Here is a 23,298-nt window from a genome sequence, read left to right on the forward strand (position 1 = left end):
CATTGACGTTCTGAAGTTTGATTCTGAGGGGAGCGGTATGGGGAGCTACAAGAAGCACGCGTTGTACACGGCAATTTTGTCGGCCAATTTGCTGACTGCTGTGGGATTCAATCCCGTCATGGCCGCGCAGACAGCGGCCACCGATGCACCAAAACTCGACACCGTCATCGTCACCGGCACTCGCGCCCAAGAGCGCACGGCCAGTGCTTCGCTGTCGCCCATTGATGTGATTTCCGGCGATACCCTGCGCAGCACCGGCTCCGATGAGCTGGGCGCAGTGTTAGCGCGCCTGATTCCGTCGATCAACTTCCCGCGTCCGAGCCTGGTGGACGGCGCCGAACTGGTGCGCCCTGCGCAACTGCGCGGGCTGTCGCCGGATCAGGTGCTGGTGCTGGTCAATGGCAAACGCCGCCACACCAGCGCCTTCGTCAACCTTGGCGGGGCGGTGGGGCGTGGCTCGGCCCCGGCGGATTTGAATGCGATACCGTTGTCGGCAGTCGACCACATCGAAGTGCTGCGTGACGGCGCGTCAGCGCGTTATGGCTCTGACGCGATCGCCGGCGTGATCAACGTGATCCTCAAGCACGACGACCACGGCGGTTCGATCTCGACCAAGTTCGGCGAGTACAAAAAGGGTGATGGCATCCAGCGCAATGTCAGCGGCAATACCGGGTTTGCCTTGGGCGACAACGGCTTTATCAATGTATCGGGCGAAGGTGCCGACAACGATTACACCAACCGCGCCGGCGACGACTTGCGCCCTGGCAGCATCGGTTCCACCACGTATGGCCAGCGTGTGTTCCGTCAGGGCGAACCGGCCACCAATGAAGGCAAATTCCAGTTCAACTCGGAATATTCCTTCAACGATGCAGCCCAGTTCTACACCTTCGGCGGCTATAGCAAGCGTCGCGGCGAGACGGCGGCGTTCTACCGGGCAAGCAATGCGTCCAATAACATCCCGGCGCTGAACCCTAATGGTTATCTGCCGTTGATCAAAGGCAACCTGGAAGACACCTCATTGGTCGTCGGCCTGCGCGGCTTGCTGGCTTACGACTGGCATTACGACCTGTCGGCCAACTACGGCAAGAACCAGTACGCGCTGAGCACCGAAACCATCAACACCTCACTGGGCCTGGCCACGCCGCGCAAGTTCGATAACGGCACCCTGAGCAATGACCAGAAGCAAGTCAGCCTGGACCTGTCGCGCGAATTCGACGTGGGCTTTCTGCCGTACCCGGTGTCGGCGGCGTTTGGCGGCGAGTACCTGCGCCAGGGCTATGAAATCGAAGCCGGAGAGCCCGCGTCCTACTACCAGAGCGGCAGCTCGGGCCTGGGTGGTTTCCGTGATGCCGACGCCGGCAGCAGCGCGCGGCATAGCTGGGCCCAGTATCTGGACCTGGAAACCAACTTCACTGAAAAACTCAGCGCCTCGGCCGCCGTGCGTCATGAGGACTACAGCGACTTTGGTTCCAACGTCAGCGGTTCGCTGTCGGCCCGTTATGATTTCACCCCGCAAGTGGCCTTGCGTGGCAGCGTCTCGAACGGTTTTCGCGCGCCTTCCCTGGCCCAGCAGAACTTTGCCTACACCTCGTCCCAGTTGATCGGTAACACCATTCAGGAAGCCGGCACGTTCCCGGCCAACAGCCAGGTGGCCCGCCTGCTCGGCGCTGAAGACCTGAAAGCCGAGAAGTCGCGCAACTACAGCCTTGGCCTGGTGCTGGAACCTGCCGATGACTTGACCGTGACGCTCGACGTGTACCGGATCGACATCCGCGATCGCATCAGCCTGTCCTCCAACCTCAATCTCAACCCGGCCACCATCGCCTACCTGCAAGCCAATGGGGTTGGCAATATCAACTACACCAGCGCCCGTTACTTCACCAATGCCACTGACACCAGCACCGACGGCGTCGATCTGGTGGCCAACTATCGCTACCAGTTCGATAACGGCATCCGCTGGAACAGCACCGTGGGCTACAACTACAACCACACCAAAGTGACCGACGTGAAGCCTAACCCGGCGATTCTGGACAGCCTGGGCGCCAACCTGGTGCGGGTGGACCGTCGTGAGCGCATCGGTTTGCTCGGCGACACCACGCCTGAGCACAAACTGAGCCTGGGTAACGATTTCACCTATGGCCATTGGGCCCTGCACAGCAACCTGGTTCGCTACGGTGAATTCACCAGTTATCAGGCGGACAAGGTCAACGACCAGACCTTCAAGGCTGCCTGGGTGTTGGACCTGTCGGCGGACTACAAGCTCAAGAACTGGACCTTCACCCTGGGCGGCGACAACGTCACCGATAAATACCCGGAAAAGGTCAACGCTTACGCCAGCAGTGGCGGCAACCTCGCCTATAGCACTTTTTCGCCGTACGGTTACAGCGGCGCGTTTTATTACGGTAAAGTTGCTTACAACTGGTAACAGCTTATTTGAGTGATAAAGGAGACCTAAGCGATCCGCCATGACCGTTATTGAAACCGATCTTTTGCAATTGGCTTACCCTCCGCGGCTCGATCTGGGGCCGCAACTGACTCACGAGCAATTAATGAGTTCGATGCAGGCCACCATGGCCAAGCACAAGGGTGGGCCGGTCTGGCTGTTCGCTTATGGTTCGCTGATCTGGCGTCCCGAATGCTCGTCGACCCAGCGCATGCGCGCGCGGGTTCACGGCTATCACCGGGGCTTGTACCTGTGGTCGCACGAGCATCGGGGTACGCCGGAGTTGCCAGGGTTGGTGTTCGGTCTGGATCGCGGCGGCTCATGCAGCGGGTTTGCCTACCGCTTGCCGGAGGATCAGCTGGAGGCCTCGCTTTACGCCTTGTGGCAACGCGAGATGCCTTACCCTTCGTACCGGCCGCACTGGCTCAGCTGCCGTCTGGAAGATGGCAGTCAGGTACAAGCGTTGGGGTTTGTGTTGGAGCGGCATTTGCCCAGCTATGCCGGCAACTTGCCCGATATCGTGCTCAATCACGTGCTGCAAAGCGCTTGCGGGCGTTACGGCACCACGCGCGATTATGTCGAGCAGACCGTTAACGCCCTGCGTAGCCACGCCATGCCAGATAAAAATCTGGAGGCGCGGCTCAAGCGTTGTGCAAAGGATTGCTCAGGCGATTAACGCGCTGCGCTGACGCTGTTGGTGTGCCACAGCGTTGGGATCAGGAATGCAATCGCCAACAGGCACGCGCCCACCAGCAACACAAAACCACCGTCCCAGCCGAAATGGTCCACGGTGTAGCCCATGGCCGCACTCGCTGCCACTGAACCGCCCAGGTAACCAAACAAGCCCGTGAAACCCGCAGCGGTGCCCGCGGCTTTTTTCGGCGCCAGTTCCAGCGCCTGCAGGCCGATCAGCATCACCGGGCCGTAAATCAGGAAGCCGATGGAGAACAGCGCGATCATGTCGATCATCGGGTTGCCTGGCGGGTTGAGCCAGTAAACCAGGGTCGCCACGGTGACCAACGCCATGAACACGATGCCGGTCAGGCCGCGGTTGCCACGGAAGATCTTGTCCGACATCCAGCCGCACAGCAGCGTGCCCGGAATACCCGCCCACTCATAGAAGAAGTACGCCCACGAGGTTTTATCCACGTCGAAGTGCTTGGCTTCCTTGAGGTACGTCGGCGCCCAGTCCAGTACGCCGTAGCGCAGCAGGTAGACGAAGACGTTGGCGAAGGCGATGTACCACAGCATTTTGTTGCGCAGCACGTACTTGACGAAGATTTCCTTGGCGCTGAATTCGTCTTCGTGGCTGGCGTCGTAGCCTTCCGGGTAGTCGTTCTTGTATTCCTCGATTGGCGGCAGGCCGACCGATTGCGGGGTGTCACGCATGGTGATGAAGGCAAACGCCGCCACCAGCAACGCCACGGTCGCCGGCACATAGAACGCCGCGTGCCAGTCGTTGAACCAGGCCATGCCCAGCAGGAACAGCGGGCCGATCAGGCCACCGCCGACGTTGTGCGCCACGTTCCAGACCGACACCACGCCGCCGCGTTCTTTCTGCGACCACCAGTGCACCATGGTGCGTCCGCTCGGCGGCCAGCCCATGCCCTGGGCCCAGCCGTTGATGAACAGCAAAATGAACATCATGGTCACGCTGGACGTTGCCCAAGGCGCGAAACCGAAAATGAACATCACCCCGGCCGATATCAGCAGGCCGAAGGGCAGGAAATAGCGCGGGTTGGAGCGGTCGGACACCAGGCCCATGAGGAACTTGGACAAGCCGTAGGCAATCGCAATCGCCGACATCGCCAGGCCCAGCTCACCACGGGTGTAACCCTCGTCGATCAGGTACGGCATGGCCAGCGAGAAGTTTTTGCGCAGCAGGTAGTAACCGGCGTAACCAAAGAAAATACCGGCGAAGATCTGCCAGCGCAGCCGTCGGTAGGTACTGTCTATTTTTTCTTCAGGCAGAGGCGCCTGGTGTGCGGCAGGACGAAAGAAAGCAAACATTCAAGAGCTCCAAATTTCTTGTTTTGACTGCGGATGCGAATGTTACAGTTTCGTTACCGAAAATAGCATCGCCTCTTATCCGCAAACACAGGAAATTGGAGTGATTGCATGTTCTCTTATGAACATGTCGCTAATAGACAAGCGTGGGTCGTGATTGCGTTCTTCAGAACGATGGGAATCCAAATGTGGGAGCGGGCAAGCCCGCTCCCACATTGACCGTGTTTCAGATCAGTCAGCGGGTCTGGACGACGACCTTGCCCACCGCTTTGCGCTGTCCCAGATCATTGATCGCCTGGGCAGCCTGCTCCAGCGGATACACCTGCGACACCAGCGGCTTCAACTTGCCCTCGGCATACCAGGTGAACAACTGCTGGAAATTCGCCGCATTGTCCTGCGGCTGGCGCTGGGCAAACGAACCCCAGAACACCCCGACCACCGACGCACCCTTGAGCAGCGCCAGGTTCACCGGCAGCTCGGGAATACGCCCGCTGGCAAAGCCCACCACCAACAGGCGGCCGTTCCAGGCGATGCCACGAACGGCCTGGTCAAACAGGTCGCCGCCCACCGGGTCGTAGATCACATCGACACCGTTGCCGTCGGTCAGGCGCTTGATCTCATCCTTGAGGCTGGCTTCGCTGTAATTGATCAACTCGTCTGCACCGGCCGCCTTGGCCACGGCGAGTTTGTCGGCGCTGCTGGCGGCGGCGATCACGCGGGCACCCATGGCCTTGCCGATTTCCACGGCGGCCAGGCCCACGCCGCCAGAGGCGCCGAGCACCAACAGGGTTTCGCCGGGCTGCAGATTGGCCCGTTGTTTCAAGGCATGCATCGACGTGCCGTAGGTCATGCTGAATGCGGCGGCGACGTTGAAATCCATGCTCGGCGGGATCGGCAGCACGTTGTAGCCGGGGACCGCGACCTGCTCGGCAAAGCTGCCCCAGCCGGTCAGCGCCATGACCCGGTCGCCGACTTTCAAATGGCTGACCTTCTCGCCCACTTCACTGATCACGCCCGCCGCTTCGCCACCCGGCGAGAACGGGAAGGGCGGTTTGAACTGGTATTTGCCCTCGATGATCAAGGTGTCCGGGAAATTCACCCCGGCCGCGTGCACGTCCAGCAGGATTTCGTTCTTCTTGATCGCCGGGCTTGCGATCTCTTCCAGCACCAGGGTTTCGGCGGGGCCGAAGGCTTTGCACAGCACAGCTTTCATCGGACTATTCCTTTTGGCGTCATGGCCGATAAGTGTAGGAGGGTACGCCCGTGGGTCAACGAGCATGCCCAGGCCTGATAAGTCGCCATAAGCTTGTGCTCAGCCTTGCTAGCGTTATGCTACCCGGCAACCGAATTTGAGGAATGAACTGTGAAAGCGTGGATCCTGTTGATGCTTGCCCTGACCTTGCCGATGGCAGCCCAGGCCGAAGAAGCGAAAGAAGGCGAGGCACCGAAGGTCAGCTATATCAGCCTGACGCCGCCGTTCGTGGGCAACTATGGCCTGGACGGCTCCGCAAAACTCAAGGTGTTCAAGGCCGACATTGCCTTGCGCGTGACCGGGCCTGAAGCCGCTGCTGCGGTCAAGGCCAACGATGCGTTGATCCGTAACCAGTTGGTGGCGTTGTTTACTCAGCAGACCAACGAGGCCATGAGCACCGTTGAGGGCAAGGAAAAGCTGCGCCAGGAAGCCCTCAAGCAAACCCAGCAAGTGATGAACGACGAGACCGGCAAGCCGATGGTGGAAGACCTGTTGTTCAACAACTTGATCATCCAGTAACGGTTCCGTGTGGCGAGCGGGCGTTTCGTGGCAAGCAGGTTTGTCGTGGCGAGCGGGCTTGTTGTGGCGAGCGGGCTTGCCCCGCGTTGGGTGGCGAAGCCGCCCAAGAACCATACGCCTCGGTACACCTGAAACAATGTGGTGAATCTGAATGGGGCTGCTGCGCAGCCCAACGCGGGGCAAGCCCGCTCGCCACAACAAGCCTGCTTGCCACAACAAGCCCGCTTGCCACACAAAGCCCGTTCGCCACACTTAAGAGGCCAGGCTCTTTCTGAACCGAGACAGTGCCACTGCAAAAAACACTAACCCAATCCCCGCCAGCGCCAGCACATCCGGCCACACCACGCTCACGCCTGCGTCCCTGAACAGAATCGCCGCGCTCAAACTCACAAAGTGTGTGGACGGCGATCCCTGCATCACCCATTGCAACCACTCGGGCATGCTGTCCAGCGGCGTACTGCCGCCCGACAGCAACAGCATCGGGATGATCACCGGAATCGCCAGCAGCCCGAACTGCGGCGTCGAACGGGCGAGCGTGGCGAGGAATATCCCCAGCGCGGTGCTCGCAAACAAATACAGCGCCGTCACAAACAGAAACAGGCTCAGAGAGCCGGCCAACGGCACGCCGAGCAGGCCTTTGACCACCAGCTCCAGCGACAGCCATGTGCACAGCACCACCACCAGCATGTTGCTCCAGATTTTTGCCAGCATGATTTCCAGCGCGGTCAGCGGCAGCACCAGCAAATGGTCGAGGGTGCCGTGCTCGCGTTCGCGCAGCAGCGCAGTGCCGGTCAGCACAATCGCGAGGATGGTGATGTTGTTGACGATCTGGATCACCGCCAGAAACCAGCCGCCTTCCAGGTTGGTATTGAACAGCGCGCGGGTGGTCAGCAGTGCAGGCGCCTTCTGGCTGGCGTCGGTTTGGCCGCTGTAGTTGAGCAATTCGCGCTGAAAAATCCTGCCGATGTAACCTGCGCCCATAAACGCCTGGCTCATCGCCGTGGCATCCACGTTGACCTGCACACCCGGCTGGCGCCCGGCCAGCAGGTCGGCCTGGAAATTGGCCGGCACGTTGATCACGAACGTGTACTCGCCGCTGTCCATGACCTTGTCCAGTTGGTCGTAAGCCAGCGGTGCAGGCGGCTGGAATTCGGGCGGTTGCAACGCCTCGGCCATTCGCCGCGAGAGCGCGCTGTGGTCTTCATCGACAAAGGCCACGCTGGCGTTGTGCACGCCAATCACTGAACCGGCGGCGGGCATGTAGATCGCGACGGTGAAGGCGTAGGCCAGAAACAGCAGCAATACGCTGTCATGGCGCAGGCTGGTCAATTCCTTGAAGCCCAGGCGCAGGATATGAGCGAGCTTGTGCATCAGGCCTCCTGCTTCTTGAGCGTGATCAGGCTCAGGCCGGTGAACCCGACGAAAAACCCGAACAGCGCCAGGCATTGCGGCCACAACTGGCGCAGGTCGAGGGCCTTGGTGAAGGTGCCCACGGCGATGTCGAGAAAATGCCCGGCGGGAAACAGCATGCCCATCAGCGCGGCCGCGCCCTCCAGGGATGAGCGCGGCACGATCAGCCCGGAGAACTGGATGGTCGGCAGGCTGGTGATGATCATGGTGCCCAGGATTGCGGCGATCTGCGTGCGTGTGAACGCCGAAATCAGCAAGCCCATGCTGGTGGTGGCCAACACATACAACAGGCCGCCGAATGCCAGCGTCAGGCCGCTGCCCTTGAATGGCACGCCGAACAACCAACGGTTCATGGCCACCAGCAACGCCAGGTTGACCAGGCTAACGGCCAGGTATGGCGCCTGCTTGCCCAGCAGAAATTCCAGGCGGGTCAGGGGCGTGGCATAGAAGTTGGTGATCGAGCCCAGCTCTTTTTCACGCACGATGCCCAGTGCGGTGAGCATCGCCGGGATGAACGCCAGGATCAGCGCCATCACGCCGGGGCCGATGGCATTCACGCTGACCACGTCCTGGTTGTAGCGAAAACGTGTTTCCAGCTTGGCGTCGGCTTGGTTGCTGTGGGGCAGGCTGCTCAGTTCGGCGAGTTGCTGAAGGTTGCCTTGATGGACGGCTTCCACATAGTTACGGCTGGTTTCCGCGCGAAACGGCATGCCGCCGTCGATCCATGCGGCCACGGTGGGTTGGCGGCCGGCGTACAGGTCGCGGCCAAAACCCGGCGGGATTTCCAGGGCCAATTTGATTTCCGAGCGTTGCAGGCGCCGGTGCAGTTCGTTGGCATCGCGAATGGGCGCCTGTTCGGCGAAATAGCGCGAGCTGCGGAAGGCTTCCAGGTAGGCGCGGCTTTGCGGGGTCTGGTCCTGGTCATAGACGGCGAAAGCCAGATTCTCCACGTCCAGGGAAATCCCGTAGCCGAAGATCACCATCATGAACATCGCCCCGAGCAAGGCAAAGGCCATGCGCACTTTGTCGCGCAGTAGCTCTTTGCCTTCGCGGCTGGCCACGGCCAATAGCCGAGAAAGACTGAAACCACGCTTGCTCACGGGCGGCGCACTGGTTTCGCTGACAGTGCTGCTGGGTGCTGCGGGCTCGGCTTCGCCCTGTGCCTGCTCCAGGCAGGTAACGAACGCAGCTTCCAGGGTGTCGCCATTGAATTGCTTTTGCAGTGCATCGGGTGTGTCACACGCCAGCACCTTGCCCGCGTGCATCAGGGAAATGCGGTCGCAGCGCTGGGCTTCGTTCATGAAATGGGTGGACAGGAAAATCGTCACGCCCTGCTCGCGGGACAGTTCGATCAGCAGCCGCCAGAAGTCATCGCGCGCCGCCGGGTCGACGCCCGAGGTGGGCTCATCGAGGATCAGCACTTCCGGGCGATGCAGCACCGCCACGGCCAATGACAGACGCTGGCGCAGGCCAAGGGGCAGTTCGCCGGAAGGCTGCTCGGCCACCTCGCCGAGGTCGAAGCGCTGAATCAACTCATCGATACGCGGGCCGCTGTCGGCCTTGGGCAAATCGAACAGCTGCGCGTGCAACACCAGGTTCTGGCGCACGCTGAGCTCGCCGTACAGCGAGAAACTCTGCGACATAAACCCCACACGCTTGCGGGTCGCCAGGTCCTTGGCATTCACCGGGTTGCCGAGCAGTGTGGCACTGCCCTCGGTGGCCGGCATCAGCCCGGTGAGGACTTTCATGGTGGTGGTTTTGCCACAGCCGTTGGAGCCGAGGAAACCGAAAATCTCACCGCGGCCAATCGCGAAGCTGACCTTGTTTACCGCCGTGAAATCACCAAAGCGCAGGGTCAGCTCGTGGGCTTCGATGGCGATATCGTTATTGGCGCTTTCGCGCGGCGGGATCACCAACGGCTGATTGTTGTGGGCGCTGTCGCCCTGGAAATGGGTAAAGGCTTCATCGAGTTTGCCGCTGGGTGTCGCGGCGGCCAGTTCGCGGCTCAGGCCATCGGCGATGAGTTTGCCGCGATCGAGCATCAGGCAATGTTCGAACTGCTCGGCTTCTTCCATGTAGGCCGTCGCCACCAGCAGCGTCAGTTGCGGGCACTCGCGGCGTACGCTGTCGACCAGTTCCCAAAAGCGTCGGCGCGACAGCGGGTCGACGCCGGTGGTGGGCTCGTCGAGGATCAACAGGTCCGGGTCGTGGATCAGTGCACAACACAGGCCGAGTTTCTGTTTCATGCCGCCGGACAACTTGCCGGCCGGGCGCTCGGCGAAGCGTGCAAGGTCGGTGGCCAGCAGCAGGTTGTGCATGCGCTGTTCGCAATCGGCTTTCGACAGGCCGAACAGGGTGGCGAAGAAGCGGATGTTCTCGCTGATGGACAATTCCGGATACAGGTTGCCGCCCAGGCCTTGGGGCATGAAGGCAATACGCGGGTACAGGCTGTTGCGGTGGCGGCGATCCTCGATGGAGCCGCCGAGCACTTCCAGTTGGCCGTCTTGAAGTTTTTTAACCCCGGCGATCAACCCCAGCAAGCTCGATTTGCCCGCGCCATCAGGACCGATCAACCCGCAGCGCGTGCCGGCGGGCAGGCTGAAGGCAATGTCGATCAGTGCCTGTTGCTTGCCGTAGCGATGGTTGATGCCCGTGGCGTGCAGCGCCAGGCCGGTCATTGCAGGTTGGCCGGCCAGTCGATATCTGCCGTGCGCACGTAGCCGGCGCCGGGCATGCCCGGTTTGGCTTGCGGCACGGCACTGGGTTGGGTCAGGCGCAGCTTGACGCGAAACACCAGCTTCTGGCGTTCGTCGCGGGTTTCCACTTCTTTGGGCGTGAACTGCGATTTAGCCGCGACAAAACTGATTTTGGCCGGCAGCGGTTGTTGGGGCAGGGCGTCGAGCAGAATGCGCGCGTCACTGCCAACGGTCAGGCGACCGGTGACGGAGGCGGGCAGGTAGAGGTTCATGTACTGGTCATTCGGATCAATCAGCAGCAACACGCGACCGCCGGCGCCGAGCACTTCACCTGGCTCGGCCAGGCGCAATTGGATAATGCCGTCGATGGGCGCGCGCAGGCTGCTGTCGTCGATTTCGCTGGTGAGCTGCGCAACCTGGGCCTGTGCGGCGCCGATGGCAGCCTTCACCGAGTTGACCTGGGCTTGCGCGGCGATCACCGCGGCATTACCGGTGTTCTGGCGTGCTTGCTGTTGGTCAATCAACTGGCTGCTGGCGAAGCCGCGCTTGTACAGCTCCTGGGTGCGCTTGAGTTCCTGATTGGCCAGCAACTGCTCGCTTTGGCGCAACTGCACGTTGGCCTCGGCGGCGGCGAAGTTTTCCCTGGCGCGCAGCACTTCGGCTTCGGCCTGGGCACGCTGGGCTTCGAGGGTGCGGGTGTCCATGCGCGCAAGCAATTGGCCCTTGAGCACCTTGTCGCCTTCATCCACGCGCACTTCGGCCAGGCGCCCGGGGATCTTGGCGGCGATCTGTACTTCGGTGGATTCCAGGCGGCCATTGCCCATGCTCAAACCTTCGGGCAGGCGGTCCTGGGTTGATCGCCAGTAACCGAAGCCGCCTGCGCCCAGTAACAGGACGATCAGGGCGATGGCGAAAAGGCGCGACATATGATGGTTCGTAGACATGGCTGCATCCTGCGGCATTAGCATCCTAGTTTGACCGATAGCGCCGGAGCGGCCGTTGATACCGGTCAAATGAAGCGCAAGCCTAACCCGCATGCCACGCAGATGCATGCGCCAGAAGTGTGACCGCAGGGTTCTGCTCTTTCAACGCAGTGCCAGCACCGCCGCCCACTGCTCGGCGGTCACCGGCATCACCGACAGTCGGCTGCCTTTTTGTACCAAAGGCAATTCGGCGAGGGCGCTTTGTTGTTTCAGATAGCCCAGGCCCAGCACCTTTGCGAAGGTCTCGATGTGGGCCACGTTGATTGCACTCCACGGGTTTTTCTCCGGGCTGGCCTTGGCGTCGAAATAGTGGCTTTGCGGCTCCAGCGCTGTCGGGTCCGGGTAGGCTGCCTCGACGATCTTGCCGATGCCGGCAATGCCGGGCTCGGGGCAGCTGGAATGGTAAAAGAAAAACTCGTCACCGACGGCCATGGCGCGCAGGAAATTGCGTGCCTGGTAATTGCGCACGCCGTCCCAGCGAGCTTCGCCGAGCGTTTCCAGGCCCTTGATGGACAGTTCGTCGGGCTCGGATTTCATCAACCAGTAGGCCATTGGTGGGCTCCTGAAAAAGGCATTGGGCAAGTTGTCGGGCAATTCCATGACAAACCGACAGTCGGTTGGCGCCAAGGTTTGCGTGTTGGTTCACGTTACCGCAGAATGCGCGCTTTTAAGCTTGGCGCAGCTGCAACGGACTACTTTGGAACGTTGTTGTCATCGTGTACGAGGTGCCTGAAGGGGGGCAATCGATGCAACGTAAACCGGATTTACTATGGATTTTGGTTATTTTGTTTGGTCTGGGCGTCGTGACCACCGGGTATGCCCAGAGCTTGTGGTCGAACAAGACCGATTCGCCGGTTGAACTGGCTCAGCAGCAGCCGCAACCGTTCAAGCGTTAATACCGTTTAAGGCGTCGCTGGTTCCAGCGACGTTTGTGCGACATACCACTGCTTATCCGTGACGGTGCCCGCCAGCGGCACATCCCAGCTTGCCTGCGCCAGGCGCTCGACTTTCTGACATTCATGGGCCAGCCCCAGCAGCGCCGGCGCGCGCCAACTCTGGCGCCTGGCGAGGTAGGCCAGGCTGCGGTCGTAAAACCCACCGCCCATGCCCAGACGCCCACCCACATCATCGAACCCCACCAGCGGCAGCAACACCAGGTCGAGTGCCCAGACGCGGCGCTGGCGATTGGCATTCACTTGCGGCTCCAGGATACGAAAACGGTTAGGCGACAACTTATCCCCAGGCCGCACGCGCTGGAACACCATCTTGGTTCGCGGCCAGGCACTGAGCACTGGCAGGTAAGTGGCCTTGCCCCGGCGCTGAGCGGCGCGCAGCAGCAGGCGCGGATCGATTTCACCGTCCGTCGGTAGATATAAGGAAATATGTTTGGCCCGGCGAAACAGCGGGTGCTGTGCCAGTTGCCGATACAGGCCAAGGGCGGCCTTGCGCTGCTCGCTCGGCGTCAGTTCGCGGCGGGCTTTGCGCAACATGCGTCGAAGTTGCGGACGGGAAAGCGGCGCAGGTTCGGTCATGGTTTTTCGGCTCATAAAACAATGCCAGTCCGAGGACTGGCATTGAGTTTGGAATTCAGGCTCCCCGACAGAGCCGCTGTCGACTTAGCCCTTGAACCCGAAAGTTCAAGGTGGAAGATGCAGTAGGCTTTAAGGCTTTCCGTCTAGCGGACATGCACACCAGCCCAACGTGCAACTTCCAGGGTAGTGCGAATCGGCTCAGGGACATCGCCGACTGGCAAACACGCCAGGGAGTGGGGCGAGTATACCTTAAACAGACTCGGCAATCAGCCCTTGGGTGGCTCTGGATCGGTAGAAAGTACCAGATCAACCCGTTCCAGCAGGTCGCGCACTTGCTCGCGCGTCGAACCACTGGCCTGCACGTCAGGCCGTTCCTGCTTATGCAGCAAATCGTGGGTAATGTTCAGCGCGGCCATCACGGCGATACGATCGGCGCCGATGACTTTGCCGCTGCTGCGGATTTCACGCATCTTGCCATCCAGGTAGCGGGCAGCACTCACCAGGTTGCTGCGTTCTTCCTGGGGGCAGATGATCGAATATTCTTTGTCGAGGATCTGCACGGTAACGCTATTGCTTGAACTCATGAGTCTTGCTCCAGGGCCTTCAGGCGCGAAATCATCGATTCGACCTTACGCCGGGCGATTTCGTTTTTTTCAATGAGGTGAGCGCGTTCCTCGCGCCAGGTCTTTTCCTGAGCTAATAGGAGTCCGTTTTGACTCTTAAGTTGCTCGACCCGATCAATTAGCAATTCGAGTCTGGCCATCAGCGCTTGCAGGTCGGTGTCTTCCATTGGGTTCCACTGGATTTGTCTGATGAATGGCAACTGCAGGATAAACGATCTGACGCCCTCGATAGTCTTGGTACGTCTGCCGGTGCTAGGATACAGCGCTTCATTCTAGACATTGCGCCGTCTGGCGCCTAGCTCACCATGCCTATTCAGAACTCCCCGTACGACGCTTTTTCCAAACTGCTGAGCACCAGCGGTCATCCTTGCTCGCCTGCCGAACTGCACGGCGTACTGTTGGGCCGCAGCTGCACCGGTGTTGGCTTTGATGCCGACAATTGGCTGGCCGATGTGGCCGAGCTGCTGGAAACCGAGCCGACCGAGAACGTGCGTAACGCGCTGATCGGCCTGCAAGAGATGGTCAAAGGCGAGCTGACCGGTGATGACGTCACCGTGGTCCTGCTGCTGCCGACCGACGACGCGCCGCTCACCGAGCGCGCCGCTGCGCTGGGCCAGTGGTGCCAGGGTTTCCTCCACGGTTTCGGCGTGAACGCCGGCGGCCTGGAACTGAGCACCGACGCCAAGGAAGTGCTGCAGGACCTGGCGGCCATTTCCCAGGTGCAAGACGCCCTGGAAGAGTCCGAAGACGGCGAAGGCGATTACATGGAAGTCATGGAATACCTGCGCGTCGCGCCGCTGCTGCTGTTCACCGAGACCAAGAAAGCCGCTGAGCCAGCCGCACCCAAGCCGTCGCTGCACTAAGAAAGGAAGCCCCTCTGCCCATGATCCATATCCCGAAAGCGGAATACACCCGTCGCCGCAAGGCGCTCATGGCGCAGATGGAACCCAACAGCATCGCAATTCTGCCGGCCGCCGCCGTGTCGATCCGCAACCGTGATGTCGAGCACGTTTACCGCCAGGACAGCGACTTTCAGTACCTGAGCGGCTTCCCTGAACCGGAAGCGGTGATCGTGCTGATGCCCGGTCGCCAGCACGGCGAGTACGTGCTGTTCTGCCGCGAGCGCAATGCCGAGCGCGAATTGTGGGACGGCCTGCGTGCGGGCACCGAAGGCGCAATCCGTGACTTTGGCGCCGACGATGCCTTCCCCATCACTGACATCGACGACATCCTGCCCGGCCTGATCGAAGGCCGTGACCGGGTGTATTCGGCCATGGGCAGCAACGCCGAATTCGACCGGCACGTGATGGAGTGGATCAACGTGATCCGCTCTAAAGCGCACCTGGGCGCCCAGCCACCGAACGAGTTTGTTGCCCTGGATCACCTGCTTCACGACATGCGCCTGTATAAATCGGCGGCAGAAGTGAAGGTGATGCGCGAGGCCGCGCGAATTTCCTGTGCGGCGCACGTCAAGGCGATGCAGGCCAGCCGCGCCGGGTTATATGAGTTCAGCCTCGAAGCCGAGCTGGATTACGAATTCCGCAAGGGCGGCGCGAAAATGCCGGCCTATGGCTCCATCGTCGCTGCCGGGCGTAACAGCTGCATCCTGCATTACCAGCAGAATGACGCCGCGCTCAAGGATGGCGACCTGGTGCTGATCGACGCCGGTTGCGAGATCGACTGCTACGCCAGCGACATCACCCGCACCTGGCCGGTCAACGGCAGGTTTTCGCCCGAGCAAAAGGCGATCTACGAGATTGTGCTGGCCTCCCAGGAAGCCGCCTTTGCCGAGATCGCGCCGAACAAACATTGGAACCAGGCCCACGAGGCAACGGTGCGCGTCATCACCGCCGGGCTGGTAAAGCTGGGACTGCTGCAAGGCGACGTCGACGAGTTGATCGCCAGCGAAGCCTACCGCGCTTTTTATATGCACCGCGCCGGCCACTGGCTGGGCATGGACGTGCATGATGTGGGCGAATACAAGGTGGGCGGCGAATGGCGTGTGCTGGAAGTCGGCATGGCCTTGACCGTGGAACCCGGCATCTATATTTCGCCGGACAACCAGAACGTGGCGAAGAAATGGCGTGGCATTGGCGTACGCATCGAGGACGACGTGGTAGTGACCAAGCAAGGCTGTGAAATTCTGACCGGCGGCGTGCCCAAGACCGTCGCCGACATCGAAGCGCTGATGGCGGCTGCCCGATGAGCCGGGTCAATCTGGCCATCATCGGCGGCGGACTGGTAGGCGCCAGCCTGGCGTTGGCCTTGCAGGCGGGTGCCAAGGCGCGGGGTTGGAAAATCGTGCTGATCGAACCGTTCGCGCCAGGCGACAGTTACCAACCGAGCTACGACGCGCGTTCCTCGGCGCTGTCCTACGGCGCTCGGCAGATTTATCAGCGTTTGGGCCTGTGGCAGGCCATTTCCCGACGTGCCGAGCCGATCAAACAGATTCACGTGTCGGACCGAGGCCGCTTCTCCACTGCGCGCCTGTCCGCCATGGAGGAGGGCGTGCCGGCCCTCGGCTACGTGGTAGAGAACGCCTGGCTCGGCCAGTGCCTGTGGCAAGGTTTGGACAAAGAAGTGGTCAGTTGGCGCTGCCCGGCCGAAGTCACCCGCATGGAGCCACTGCCCGACGGTTATCGCCTGACGCTCAACGACGAAACCGTGCTGGAATGCGACCTTGCGGTATTGGCCGATGGCGGCCGCTCCGGTTTGCGCGAGCAATTGGGCATCGGCGTCAAAACCCGGCCCTACAACCAGAGCGCGCTGATCGCCAACATCACCCCAAGCGAAGCGCACAACGGCGAGGCGTTCGAGCGCTTTACCGACGAAGGCCCAATGGCCTTGCTGCCGCTGCCGGACAACCGTTGCGCGCTGGTGTGGACGCGCATCGGCATGGACGCCCAGCGCCTGGCCAACCTTGATGAACGCAGTTTCCTGAGTGAATTGCAGGGCGTGTTCGGCTACCGCCTGGGCACGCTGAAACAAGTCGGCGCCCGCCATTTGTACCCGCTGACGCTGGTGGAGGCCGAAGAGCAAGTGCGCTCGCACCTGGCGATCCTCGGTAATGCCGCCCACAGCCTGCACCCGATTGCCGGGCAGGGTTTCAACCTGTCCCTGCGCGACGCGAACGCCTTGGCCGAGGCCTTGCTGGCCGGGCCGGCAGTGCCGGGCGACCTGGCAACGTTGCAGCGCTATCGCGAGCGCCAGCGCCAGGACCAGCAACTGACCGTAGGTTTTTCCGATCAAGTGACCCGACTGTTTGGCAGCGCGCAACCGTTAGTGACATTGGGCCGTAACCTGGGCCTGCTGGGCCTGGATTTGTTGCCGCCCGCCAAACGCTGGTTCGCCCGTCAGGCCATGGGCCTGGGCACACGCCCTGATGCTTAACTGGCTGACCCGACGCCTGGGCAAGGCGCGGCTGTTGCGCTGGGTGCTGTCCCTGTACCCGCCGTACCTGGGAGCGGGAATTCGGGTGCAGGCACTCAGCGCCGATTTTCGTCATGCCAAGGTGCGCATGGGCCTGGGCTGGTACAACCGCAATTACGTCGGTACGCAATTTGGCGGCAGCCTGTATTCGATGGTCGATCCGTTCTACATGTTGCTGTTGATGGAGAACCTGGGGCGCGACTACATCGTCTGGGACAAAGCCGCGAGCATCGACTTCGTGTCGCCGGGCAAAGGCCCGGTCTACGCTGAGTTTTCCATCGACGAGGCCTTGCTGGTCGAGATTCGCCGGCAAACCGAAGGCGGCGAGAAGTACTTGCCCCTTCTCAAAGTACAGATTCATGACGGCTCCGGCACTCTGGTGGCGCGGGTCGACAAAACCCTTTACGTGCGGCGCAAGCCGCCAGCAAAGCAGGCTTAAAGCATGGACATGCGCGCAGATGTGCTGATTGTCGGGGCCGGAATGGTCGGAAGCGCCCTGGCGCTGGCGTTGCAAGGCAGTGGCCTGCAGGTGCTGCTGCTCGATGGCAGCCCGCTGAGCGTCAAACCGTACGACCAGGATGCGGCCTTCGAACCCCGCGTGAGCGCCTTGTCGGCCGCCAGCCAGCGCATTCTGGAGCGCCTGGGCGTGTGGGATGGCATCGTCGAACGGCGCGCCAGCCCTTACGGTGAAATGCAGGTGTGGGACGGCAGCGGCACCGGGCAGATCCATTTTTCGGCAGCCAGTGTGCATGCCCAAGTGCTCGGGCATATCGTCGAGAACCGGGTGGTTCAGGATGCCTTGCTCGACCGCCTGCACGACTGCGACCTGGGCCTGCTGGCCAACGCGCGCCTGGAGCAGATGCGTCGCTCCGGCGATGACTGGCTGCTGACCCTGGCCGACGGTCGCAAATTGCGTGCGCCGCTGGTGGTGGCCGCCGATGGCGCCAATTCCGCCGTGCGCCGCCTGACCGGCACTGCCACGCGCGAATGGGATTACCTGCACAACGCCATCGTCACCAGCGTGCGCAGCAACCAGCCGCACCAGCGCACGGCGTGGCAACGCTTTACCGATACCGGCCCGCTGGCGTTTTTGCCGCTGGTGCGCGATGGGCAGGAGGATTGGTGTTCGATCGTGTGGTCGACCACGCCGACGGAGTCCGAACGCTTGATGGCGCTGGACGACGAAAGCTTCTGCCGTGAACTGGAGCGCGCGTTTGAAGGGCGCTTGGGCAATGTGATCAGCGCCGACCCGCGCGTATGCGTACCGCTGCGCCAGCGCCACGCCAAGCGCTACGTGGCCGAAGGCCTGGCGTTGATTGGCGATGCCGCCCATGTGATCCACCCATTGGCCGGGCAGGGCGTGAACCTGGGTTTCCTTGACGCGGCGGTGCTGGCCGAGGTGCTGTTGGCTGCGACGGAACGTGGCGAACGCCTGGCGGATGTGAAGGTGCTGAGCCGCTACGAGCGTAGACGCATGCCGCACAACCTGGCACTGATGGCCGCGATGGAGGGCTTTGAACGCTTGTTCCAGGCCGACCAACTGCCATTGCGCTGGTTGCGTAATGCAGGCTTGAAACTGGTCGACCAGATGCCCGAAGCCAAGGCCGTGTTTGTGCGCCAGGCCCTCGGGCTGACGGGCGACCTGCCAGACCTCGCAAAGCCCTGAATTGAAATATGCCCCCTGTGGGAGGGGGCTTGCCCCCGATGAGGCCAGTCCATCCGGCGCAAATCCCAACTATGCAACATCTGGTAACGCCTCCAGCAAGCGCTACCAAATGTGAGTCCTTATCATTTGCCCTCTTTTTGCAAATGAGAGACCGCACCCATGTCGGCACCCAAGCGCCTCCTGACTGCCCTGGCACTCACCCTCATCGGCAGCACCACCGTGCAGGCAGCCGACGAAGTCGTGGTCTACTCCTCGCGCATCGACGAACTGATCAAACCGGTGTTCGACGCCTACACCCAGAAGACCGGCGTGCAGGTGAAGTTCATCACCGACAAGGAAGCGCCCTTGATGCAGCGGATCAAGGCCGAAGGCGAAAACGCCACGGCTGACCTGCTGCTCACCGTGGATGCCGGCAACCTCTGGCAAGCCGAACAAATGGGCATCCTGCAGCCGTTCACCTCTGCGGTGATCGACAAGAATATTCCCCTGCAGTACCGCTCTTCCAACCATGCGTGGACCGGCTTGAGCCTGCGCGCGCGGACCATTGCCTATTCCACCGACCGGGTAAAACCCGGTGACCTGACCACCTACGAAGCGCTGGCCGACAAGCAATGGGAAGGGCGTCTGTGCCTGCGTACGGCGAAGAAGGTCTACAACCAGTCGCTGACCGCCACGCTGATCGAAACCCATGGCGCGGCCAAGACCGAAGAAATCGTCAAGGGCTGGGTCAACAACCTGTCCACCGACGTGTTCTCCGATGACATCGCCGTGCTCGAAGCGATCAACGCCGGGCAGTGCGACGTGGGCATCGTCAACACCTACTACTACGGCCGCCTGCACAAGCAGAAACCAGACCTCGCGGTGAAGCTGTTCTGGCCGAACCAGGGCGACCGCGGCGTGCATGTGAACCTGTCGGGCATCGGCCTGACCAAACATGCGCCGCACCCGGAAGCCGCGAAGGCCTTGGTGGAATGGATGACCACGCCTGAGGCACAGAAGATCTTTGCCGATGTGAACCAGGAGTTCCCAGCCAACCCCGCCGTGCCGCCATCGGCGGAAGTTGCGACCTGGGGCAAGTTCGTGGCCGATACTCTGCCGGTGGAAGTGGCCGGTAAACGTCAGGCTGAGGCCATTCGCCTGATGGATCGCGCTGGCTGGAACTGAATTTGTAGAGCTCCGCCGAACTAAATGTGGGAGCGGGCTTGCTCGCGAAAGGGCCGTATCAGTCGATACAGGGGTAACTGATACACCGCTTTCGCGAGCAGGCCCGCTCTCACATTGGCTGGCGGCGACTTCAAAATTTTCATTTTTCTGAGAGCTTTTCCTTGGCCCACCCCGCCCAACGTCGCTGGTACCTGCCGGTTTTCACCGTCGCCGCACTGGTGCTACTCCCGCTGAGCGTGTTGTTGCTGTCCTGGCAAAGCATCGATCAACAAATCTGGTCGCACCTGTGGGAAACCCAGATGCCCCGCCTGCTGGGCAACACCCTGATCCTGGTGCTGGGCGTTGGCACCGGCGTGACGCTGTTGGGCGTAAGCCTGGCCTGGCTGACCAGCCTCTGCGAATTCCCGGGGCGGCGCTGGCTCGACTGGGCGTTGATGCTGCCCTTCGCAATTCCGGCCTACGTGCTGGCCTTTGTGTTTGTTGGCCTGCTGGATTTCGCGGGGCCGGTGCAAACCCTGCTGCGCGAAGGGTTCGGCAACGGCTTGCGCCTGCCACGCGTGCGTTCTACCAGCGGCGTGATCATCGTGCTGGTGCTGGTGTTCTATCCCTACGTCTACCTGCTGGCGCGCACTGCATTTTTGGCGCAGGGCAAGGGGCTGATGGAAGCGGCGCGGGTGCTCGGTCAATCGCCATGGCAAGCGTTCTGGCGTGTCGCATTACCCATGGCGCGGCCGGCGATTGGTGCCGGCGTCGCCTTGGCACTGATGGAAACCCTGGCGGACTTCGGCGCTGTCTCGGTGTTCAACTTCGACACCTTCACCACGGCCATCTACAAGACCTGGTACGGCTTTTTCAGCCTTTCCAGCGCCGCCCAACTGGCCAGCCTGTTGCTTCTGGTGGTGATGCTGGTGCTGTACGGCGAACGACGTGCCCGAGGCGCCAGCCGCCCGAGTAATGAGCGGCCACGCGGCAAGGCGTTGTACCACCTGCGCGGTTTCAAGGCGGCGGCAGCCAGCACGTGGTGTGGTTTGGTGTTCGCCTGCGCCTTTGTCATCCCGATGCTGCAACTGGTCGCCTGGTTCTGGCAACGTGGCCGGTTCGACTTGGATGAGCGCTACAGCGGCTTGATCATCCATACCCTCTACCTGGGTGGCATCGTGGCACTGATTACAGTCAGCGTGGCGTTGATATTGGCCTTCGCCAATCGCCTGGCACCCACGCGGGCGATCCGTTCCGGGATCAGCCTGGGCAATGTCGGCTATGCCTTGCCGGGCTCGGTGCTGGCGGTGTCGATCATGCTGGCGTTCAGCTACCTGGACCGTGAGCTGGTGGTGCCGTTGTCGAGTTGGCTCGGCGGCGCGGGCAAGCCCCTGTTGCTGGGCAGCCTGTCGGCGTTGGTGCTGGCGTATCTGGTGCGTTTCCTGGCAGTGGCCTACGGGCCGTTGGAAAACAGCCTGGCGCGAATCCGTCCCTCGTTGCCGGAAGCAGCGCGCAGCCTCGGCGTGAGTGGGCCGCGACTGTTTTGCAAAGTGTATCTGCCGCTGTTGCTGCCGGGGACGTTGAGCGCGGCGCTGCTGGTGTTTGTCGATGTGCTCAAGGAAATGCCTGCGACCCTGCTGATGCGCCCGTTTGGCTGGGACACCCTGGCCGTACGAATTTTTGAAATGACCAGCGAAGGGGAATGGGCGCGAGCCTCATTACCCGCACTCACGTTGGTGTTGGTGGGCCTGTTGCCGGTGATCGGCCTGATTCGACGCTCCGCTCGGCAAATCGGTTAGGTGCCAGTCCTACGGCTTGCGGCTACAATGCGCGGCATTCGGTGCGCTCCGTCCTTCGGATCGAGTCGCTGTATGTCGCTGCAGGCCTTGTAGTCAGAGGTGTTGAGCGCAAACAGCAGCTCTGTGCATCTTCGCCAATCCCGGAAGGAGAAACCCATGGGACAGCGTACGCCTCTGTATGACCTGCATCTCGCCCTCGGCGCGAAAATGGTCGATTTTGGCGGTTGGGATATGCCTCTGCACTACGGCTCGCAAGTTGAAGAACACCATCAGGTGCGACGCGACTGCGGGGTGTTTGACGTATCTCATATGACCGTGATCGATGTCACAGGCCTTCAGGCCAAGGAATGGCTCCAGCACCTGCTGGCCAATGATGTCGATCGTTTGCATGGCTGCGGCCGTGCGCTTTACAGCGCCATGCTCAACGAGCAGGGCGGCGTGGTGGACGACATGATCGTTTACCGCACCGAGACCGGTTATCGGCTGGTGGTCAACGCCGCTACGCGTGATCAGGACATGGCCTGGATGCAAGCACAGCTGGGCGACTACGCGGCGCAGCTGCATGAGCGGCCAGAATTGGCCATGCTCGCCATTCAAGGCCCGCACGCCCGGCAGAAAATCGCCGAGCTGGTCACGCAGGCCCGCGGCACGCTTATCCACCAGCTCAAGCCCTTTGAAGGCCAGGCCGATGGCGATTGGTTTATCGCCCGCACGGGTTACACCGGCGAAGACGGTCTGGAAATTGTCCTGCCGGCCGAACAGGCTCCGGGCTTTTTCAACGATCTGGTAGGGGCTGGTATTTCACCCATCGGCCTTGGCGCCCGCGATACGCTGCGCCTCGAAGCCGGCATGAACCTGTACGGCCAGGATATTCACCAGGACGTTTCGCCTCTGGCGGCCAATATGGCCTGGAGCATCGCCTGGGAACCGGCTGAGCGTCAGTTCATCGGCCGCGCTGCCCTTGAGGCGGAAAAGACCGCAGGTGTGCAGTTCAAATTGGTCGGGCTGGTACTGGAAGAGCGTGGTGTTTTACGCGCTCATCAGGTGGTTCGTATCGCCAATGTTGGCGAAGGGGAGATAACCAGTGGTAGTTTCTCTCCTACGCTGAGCAAATCCATTGCCTTGGCGCGCGTACCGACGGCCACCGCCGATCGGGCCGAAGTGGAAATCCGCGGCAAGTGGTACCCGGTTCGAGTGGTCAAACCGACCTTCGTGCGCCATGGCAAAACCTTGATCTAACTATTCCGGCAGGCCTGAGGCCGCTGACATTTCTTCTTGAGGACACAGACTATGAGCGATATCCCTGCCGACCTGCGTTTTGCCGAAAGTCACGAGTGGGCCCGTCTGGAAGCCGACGGCACTGTGACCGTCGGTATCTCCGACCATGCTCAGGAAGCTTTGGGTGATGTGGTGTTTGTTGAGTTGGCCGAAGTCGGCGCCAAGTTTGACGCTGAAGGCCAGGCTGGTGTGGTTGAGTCTGTGAAAGCCGCTTCGGATATCTACTCACCGATTGCTGGCGAAGTGATCGCCGTTAACGAGGAACTGAGCGGCAGCCCTGAACTGCTGAACTCCGACCCGTATGGCGCCTGGATCTTCAAGCTCAAGCCAAGCAGCCCGGCTGACCTGGAAAAACTGCTTGATGCTGCAGGCTACAAAGCGGCCATCGGCGAGTAAACGCGAGCCGTTGGAACAGCGCAAATCAATGTGGGAGCTGGCTTGCCTGCGATAGCATCACTGCGGTGTGGTTGAATCACCGCGGTGCCGGCATCGCAGGCAAGCCAGCTCCCACAGTTAAT

General features: G+C 61.4%; 22 protein-coding genes and 1 other RNA gene. 13 read left to right on the plus strand and 10 right to left on the minus strand.

Annotated elements, in window-relative coordinates; translation table 11 throughout:
• Positions 1-37: 37 nt before the first annotated feature.
• Together L8K08_RS20655 and L8K08_RS20660 are read left to right on the plus strand one after the other, a co-directional pair.
• Positions 38-2,425 (plus strand): TonB-dependent receptor, encoded by a 2,388-nt coding sequence (locus tag L8K08_RS20655; RefSeq protein ID WP_242199672.1) that lies wholly within the window; start codon positions 38-40, stop codon positions 2,423-2,425.
• 40 nt (positions 2,426-2,465) lie between these two features.
• Positions 2,466-3,119: a gamma-glutamylcyclotransferase gene (locus L8K08_RS20660; RefSeq protein ID WP_145157976.1), complete on the plus strand. Its 654-nt coding sequence runs from the start codon at positions 2,466-2,468 to the stop codon at positions 3,117-3,119.
• Here the strand turns inward: L8K08_RS20660 and glpT are convergent.
• Together glpT and L8K08_RS20670 are read right to left on the minus strand one after the other, a co-directional pair.
• Positions 3,116-4,453, minus strand: a complete 1,338-nt coding sequence (gene glpT / locus L8K08_RS20665) for a glycerol-3-phosphate transporter (protein WP_145157973.1) — start codon at positions 4,451-4,453, stop codon at positions 3,116-3,118. The genes L8K08_RS20660 and glpT overlap by 4 nt on opposite strands.
• A 232-nt stretch (positions 4,454-4,685) precedes the next feature.
• Positions 4,686-5,663: an NADPH:quinone oxidoreductase family protein gene (locus L8K08_RS20670; protein WP_242199674.1), complete on the minus strand. Its 978-nt coding sequence runs from the start codon at positions 5,661-5,663 to the stop codon at positions 4,686-4,688.
• Between the two features lie 150 nt (positions 5,664-5,813).
• Between L8K08_RS20670 and L8K08_RS20675 the strand changes: the two genes are divergently transcribed.
• Entirely contained in the window at positions 5,814-6,221 is a 408-nt protein-coding gene (locus tag L8K08_RS20675) for a flagellar basal body-associated protein FliL (RefSeq protein WP_159960837.1), read from the plus strand.
• A 252-nt stretch (positions 6,222-6,473) separates the two neighbouring features.
• On the opposite strand, the gene L8K08_RS20680 is transcribed toward L8K08_RS20675, so the two are convergent.
• The 4 genes from L8K08_RS20680 to L8K08_RS20695 all read right to left on the minus strand — a co-directional run bounded on the left by L8K08_RS20680 (position 6,474) and on the right by L8K08_RS20695 (position 11,862).
• Positions 6,474-7,592: an ABC transporter permease gene (locus L8K08_RS20680; protein ID WP_242199676.1), complete on the minus strand. Its 1,119-nt coding sequence runs from the start codon at positions 7,590-7,592 to the stop codon at positions 6,474-6,476.
• Positions 7,592-10,309, minus strand: coding sequence for a ribosome-associated ATPase/putative transporter RbbA (rbbA, locus tag L8K08_RS20685; protein WP_242199718.1), 2,718 nt, complete (start codon positions 10,307-10,309; stop codon positions 7,592-7,594). The genes L8K08_RS20680 and rbbA overlap by 1 nt, the downstream gene beginning before the upstream one ends.
• A complete protein-coding gene (locus L8K08_RS20690; RefSeq protein WP_242199720.1) occupies positions 10,306-11,271 on the minus strand; it encodes an HlyD family efflux transporter periplasmic adaptor subunit in 966 nt (321 codons plus the stop codon). The genes rbbA and L8K08_RS20690 overlap by 4 nt, the downstream gene beginning before the upstream one ends.
• 141 nt (positions 11,272-11,412) lie before the next feature.
• Positions 11,413-11,862 carry an EVE domain-containing protein gene (locus L8K08_RS20695; RefSeq protein ID WP_145157958.1) on the minus strand — a complete coding sequence of 150 codons (450 nt, stop codon included), beginning with the start codon at positions 11,860-11,862 and terminating at the stop codon, positions 11,413-11,415.
• Positions 11,863-12,056: 194 nt separating this feature from the next.
• On the opposite strand from L8K08_RS20695, the gene L8K08_RS20700 reads away from it, so the two are divergent.
• Complete coding sequence (locus tag L8K08_RS20700; protein ID WP_242199722.1) at positions 12,057-12,206, plus strand: hypothetical protein; 150 nt, start codon at positions 12,057-12,059, stop codon at positions 12,204-12,206.
• A gap of 6 nt (positions 12,207-12,212) precedes the next feature.
• Here the strand turns inward: L8K08_RS20700 and L8K08_RS20705 are convergent, their stop codons facing one another.
• The 4 genes from L8K08_RS20705 to L8K08_RS20720 form a co-directional block, all read right to left on the minus strand.
• Positions 12,213-12,842, minus strand: coding sequence for a 5-formyltetrahydrofolate cyclo-ligase (locus L8K08_RS20705; protein WP_145158576.1), 630 nt, complete (start codon positions 12,840-12,842; stop codon positions 12,213-12,215).
• A gap of 57 nt (positions 12,843-12,899) precedes the next feature.
• A non-coding RNA gene (gene ssrS, locus L8K08_RS20710) (6S RNA) lies at positions 12,900-13,078 on the minus strand.
• A gap of 30 nt (positions 13,079-13,108) precedes the next feature.
• Entirely contained in the window at positions 13,109-13,426 is a 318-nt protein-coding gene (locus L8K08_RS20715) for a cell division protein ZapA (protein WP_003213956.1), read from the minus strand.
• Positions 13,423-13,632, minus strand: coding sequence for a TIGR02449 family protein (locus L8K08_RS20720; protein ID WP_003177365.1), 210 nt, complete (start codon positions 13,630-13,632; stop codon positions 13,423-13,425). The genes L8K08_RS20715 and L8K08_RS20720 overlap by 4 nt, the downstream gene beginning before the upstream one ends.
• A gap of 138 nt (positions 13,633-13,770) precedes the next feature.
• Here L8K08_RS20720 and L8K08_RS20725 point away from each other — a divergent pair, with 138 nt between their 5' ends.
• The 9 genes from L8K08_RS20725 (at position 13,771) to gcvH (ending at position 23,176) form a co-directional block, all read left to right on the plus strand.
• On the plus strand, positions 13,771-14,328 hold the full coding sequence (locus L8K08_RS20725) for a YecA family protein (protein ID WP_106575774.1): 558 nt from the start codon (positions 13,771-13,773) through the stop codon (positions 14,326-14,328).
• A 20-nt stretch (positions 14,329-14,348) separates the two neighbouring features.
• Positions 14,349-15,671 carry a Xaa-Pro aminopeptidase gene (gene pepP / locus L8K08_RS20730; RefSeq protein WP_242199724.1) on the plus strand — a complete coding sequence of 441 codons (1,323 nt, stop codon included), beginning with the start codon at positions 14,349-14,351 and terminating at the stop codon, positions 15,669-15,671.
• Positions 15,668-16,855: a 2-octaprenyl-6-methoxyphenyl hydroxylase gene (gene ubiH, locus L8K08_RS20735; RefSeq protein ID WP_145157952.1), complete on the plus strand. Its 1,188-nt coding sequence runs from the start codon at positions 15,668-15,670 to the stop codon at positions 16,853-16,855. Before pepP ends, ubiH begins: the two co-directional genes overlap by 4 nt.
• Entirely contained in the window at positions 16,848-17,333 is a 486-nt protein-coding gene (locus L8K08_RS20740; RefSeq protein WP_242199726.1) for a DUF4442 domain-containing protein, read from the plus strand. Before ubiH ends, L8K08_RS20740 begins: the two co-directional genes overlap by 8 nt.
• Positions 17,334-17,342: 9 nt before the next feature.
• A complete protein-coding gene (locus L8K08_RS20745; RefSeq protein ID WP_242199861.1) occupies positions 17,343-18,560 on the plus strand; it encodes a 2-octaprenyl-3-methyl-6-methoxy-1,4-benzoquinol hydroxylase in 1,218 nt (405 codons plus the stop codon).
• A gap of 159 nt (positions 18,561-18,719) precedes the next feature.
• On the plus strand, positions 18,720-19,724 hold the full coding sequence (locus L8K08_RS20750; RefSeq protein ID WP_242199729.1) for an extracellular solute-binding protein: 1,005 nt from the start codon (positions 18,720-18,722) through the stop codon (positions 19,722-19,724).
• Positions 19,725-19,885: 161 nt separating this feature from the next.
• Complete coding sequence (locus tag L8K08_RS20755; protein WP_242199732.1) at positions 19,886-21,502, plus strand: iron ABC transporter permease; 1,617 nt, start codon at positions 19,886-19,888, stop codon at positions 21,500-21,502.
• 156 nt (positions 21,503-21,658) lie between these two features.
• Complete coding sequence (gene gcvT / locus L8K08_RS20760) at positions 21,659-22,741, plus strand: glycine cleavage system aminomethyltransferase GcvT (protein WP_242199735.1); 1,083 nt, start codon at positions 21,659-21,661, stop codon at positions 22,739-22,741.
• Between the two features lie 51 nt (positions 22,742-22,792).
• Positions 22,793-23,176, plus strand: a complete 384-nt coding sequence (gene gcvH / locus L8K08_RS20765) for a glycine cleavage system protein GcvH (RefSeq protein WP_242199737.1) — start codon at positions 22,793-22,795, stop codon at positions 23,174-23,176.
• The last annotated feature ends 122 nt before the right edge of the window (positions 23,177-23,298 follow it).

It is taken from the genome of Pseudomonas sp. TREG-RG-20F-10-E-6-01 (genome assembly GCF_022662455.1).
In the GTDB taxonomy this organism is placed as follows: domain Bacteria; phylum Pseudomonadota; class Gammaproteobacteria; order Pseudomonadales; family Pseudomonadaceae; genus Aquipseudomonas.

Bases quoted from the DNA above. Each gene is read 5' to 3' on its own strand.
- L8K08_RS20655 (WP_242199672.1), top strand. From the start codon at position 38: ATGGGGAGCTACAAGAAGCACGCGTTGTACACGGCAATTTTGTCGGCC.
- L8K08_RS20660 (WP_145157976.1), top strand. From the start codon at position 2,466: ATGACCGTTATTGAAACCGATCTTTTGCAATTGGCTTACCCTCCGCGG.
- glpT (WP_145157973.1), bottom strand. From the start codon at position 4,453: ATGTTTGCTTTCTTTCGTCCTGCCGCACACCAGGCGCCTCTGCCTGAA.
- L8K08_RS20670 (WP_242199674.1), bottom strand. From the start codon at position 5,663: ATGAAAGCTGTGCTGTGCAAAGCCTTCGGCCCCGCCGAAACCCTGGTG.
- L8K08_RS20680 (WP_242199676.1), bottom strand. From the start codon at position 7,592: ATGCACAAGCTCGCTCATATCCTGCGCCTGGGCTTCAAGGAATTGACC.
- rbbA (WP_242199718.1), bottom strand. From the start codon at position 10,309: ATGACCGGCCTGGCGCTGCACGCCACGGGCATCAACCATCGCTACGGC.
- L8K08_RS20690 (WP_242199720.1), bottom strand. From the start codon at position 11,271: ATGTCTACGAACCATCATATGTCGCGCCTTTTCGCCATCGCCCTGATC.
- L8K08_RS20695 (WP_145157958.1), bottom strand. From the start codon at position 11,862: ATGGCCTACTGGTTGATGAAATCCGAGCCCGACGAACTGTCCATCAAG.
- L8K08_RS20700 (WP_242199722.1), top strand. From the start codon at position 12,057: ATGCAACGTAAACCGGATTTACTATGGATTTTGGTTATTTTGTTTGGT.
- L8K08_RS20705 (WP_145158576.1), bottom strand. From the start codon at position 12,842: ATGACCGAACCTGCGCCGCTTTCCCGTCCGCAACTTCGACGCATGTTG.
- L8K08_RS20715 (WP_003213956.1), bottom strand. From the start codon at position 13,426: ATGAGTTCAAGCAATAGCGTTACCGTGCAGATCCTCGACAAAGAATAT.
- L8K08_RS20720 (WP_003177365.1), bottom strand. From the start codon at position 13,632: ATGGAAGACACCGACCTGCAAGCGCTGATGGCCAGACTCGAATTGCTA.
- L8K08_RS20725 (WP_106575774.1), top strand. From the start codon at position 13,771: ATGCCTATTCAGAACTCCCCGTACGACGCTTTTTCCAAACTGCTGAGC.
- pepP (WP_242199724.1), top strand. From the start codon at position 14,349: ATGATCCATATCCCGAAAGCGGAATACACCCGTCGCCGCAAGGCGCTC.
- ubiH (WP_145157952.1), top strand. From the start codon at position 15,668: ATGAGCCGGGTCAATCTGGCCATCATCGGCGGCGGACTGGTAGGCGCC.
- L8K08_RS20740 (WP_242199726.1), top strand. From the start codon at position 16,848: ATGCTTAACTGGCTGACCCGACGCCTGGGCAAGGCGCGGCTGTTGCGC.
- L8K08_RS20745 (WP_242199861.1), top strand. From the start codon at position 17,343: ATGCGCGCAGATGTGCTGATTGTCGGGGCCGGAATGGTCGGAAGCGCC.
- L8K08_RS20750 (WP_242199729.1), top strand. From the start codon at position 18,720: ATGTCGGCACCCAAGCGCCTCCTGACTGCCCTGGCACTCACCCTCATC.
- gcvT (WP_242199735.1), top strand. From the start codon at position 21,659: ATGGGACAGCGTACGCCTCTGTATGACCTGCATCTCGCCCTCGGCGCG.
- gcvH (WP_242199737.1), top strand. From the start codon at position 22,793: ATGAGCGATATCCCTGCCGACCTGCGTTTTGCCGAAAGTCACGAGTGG.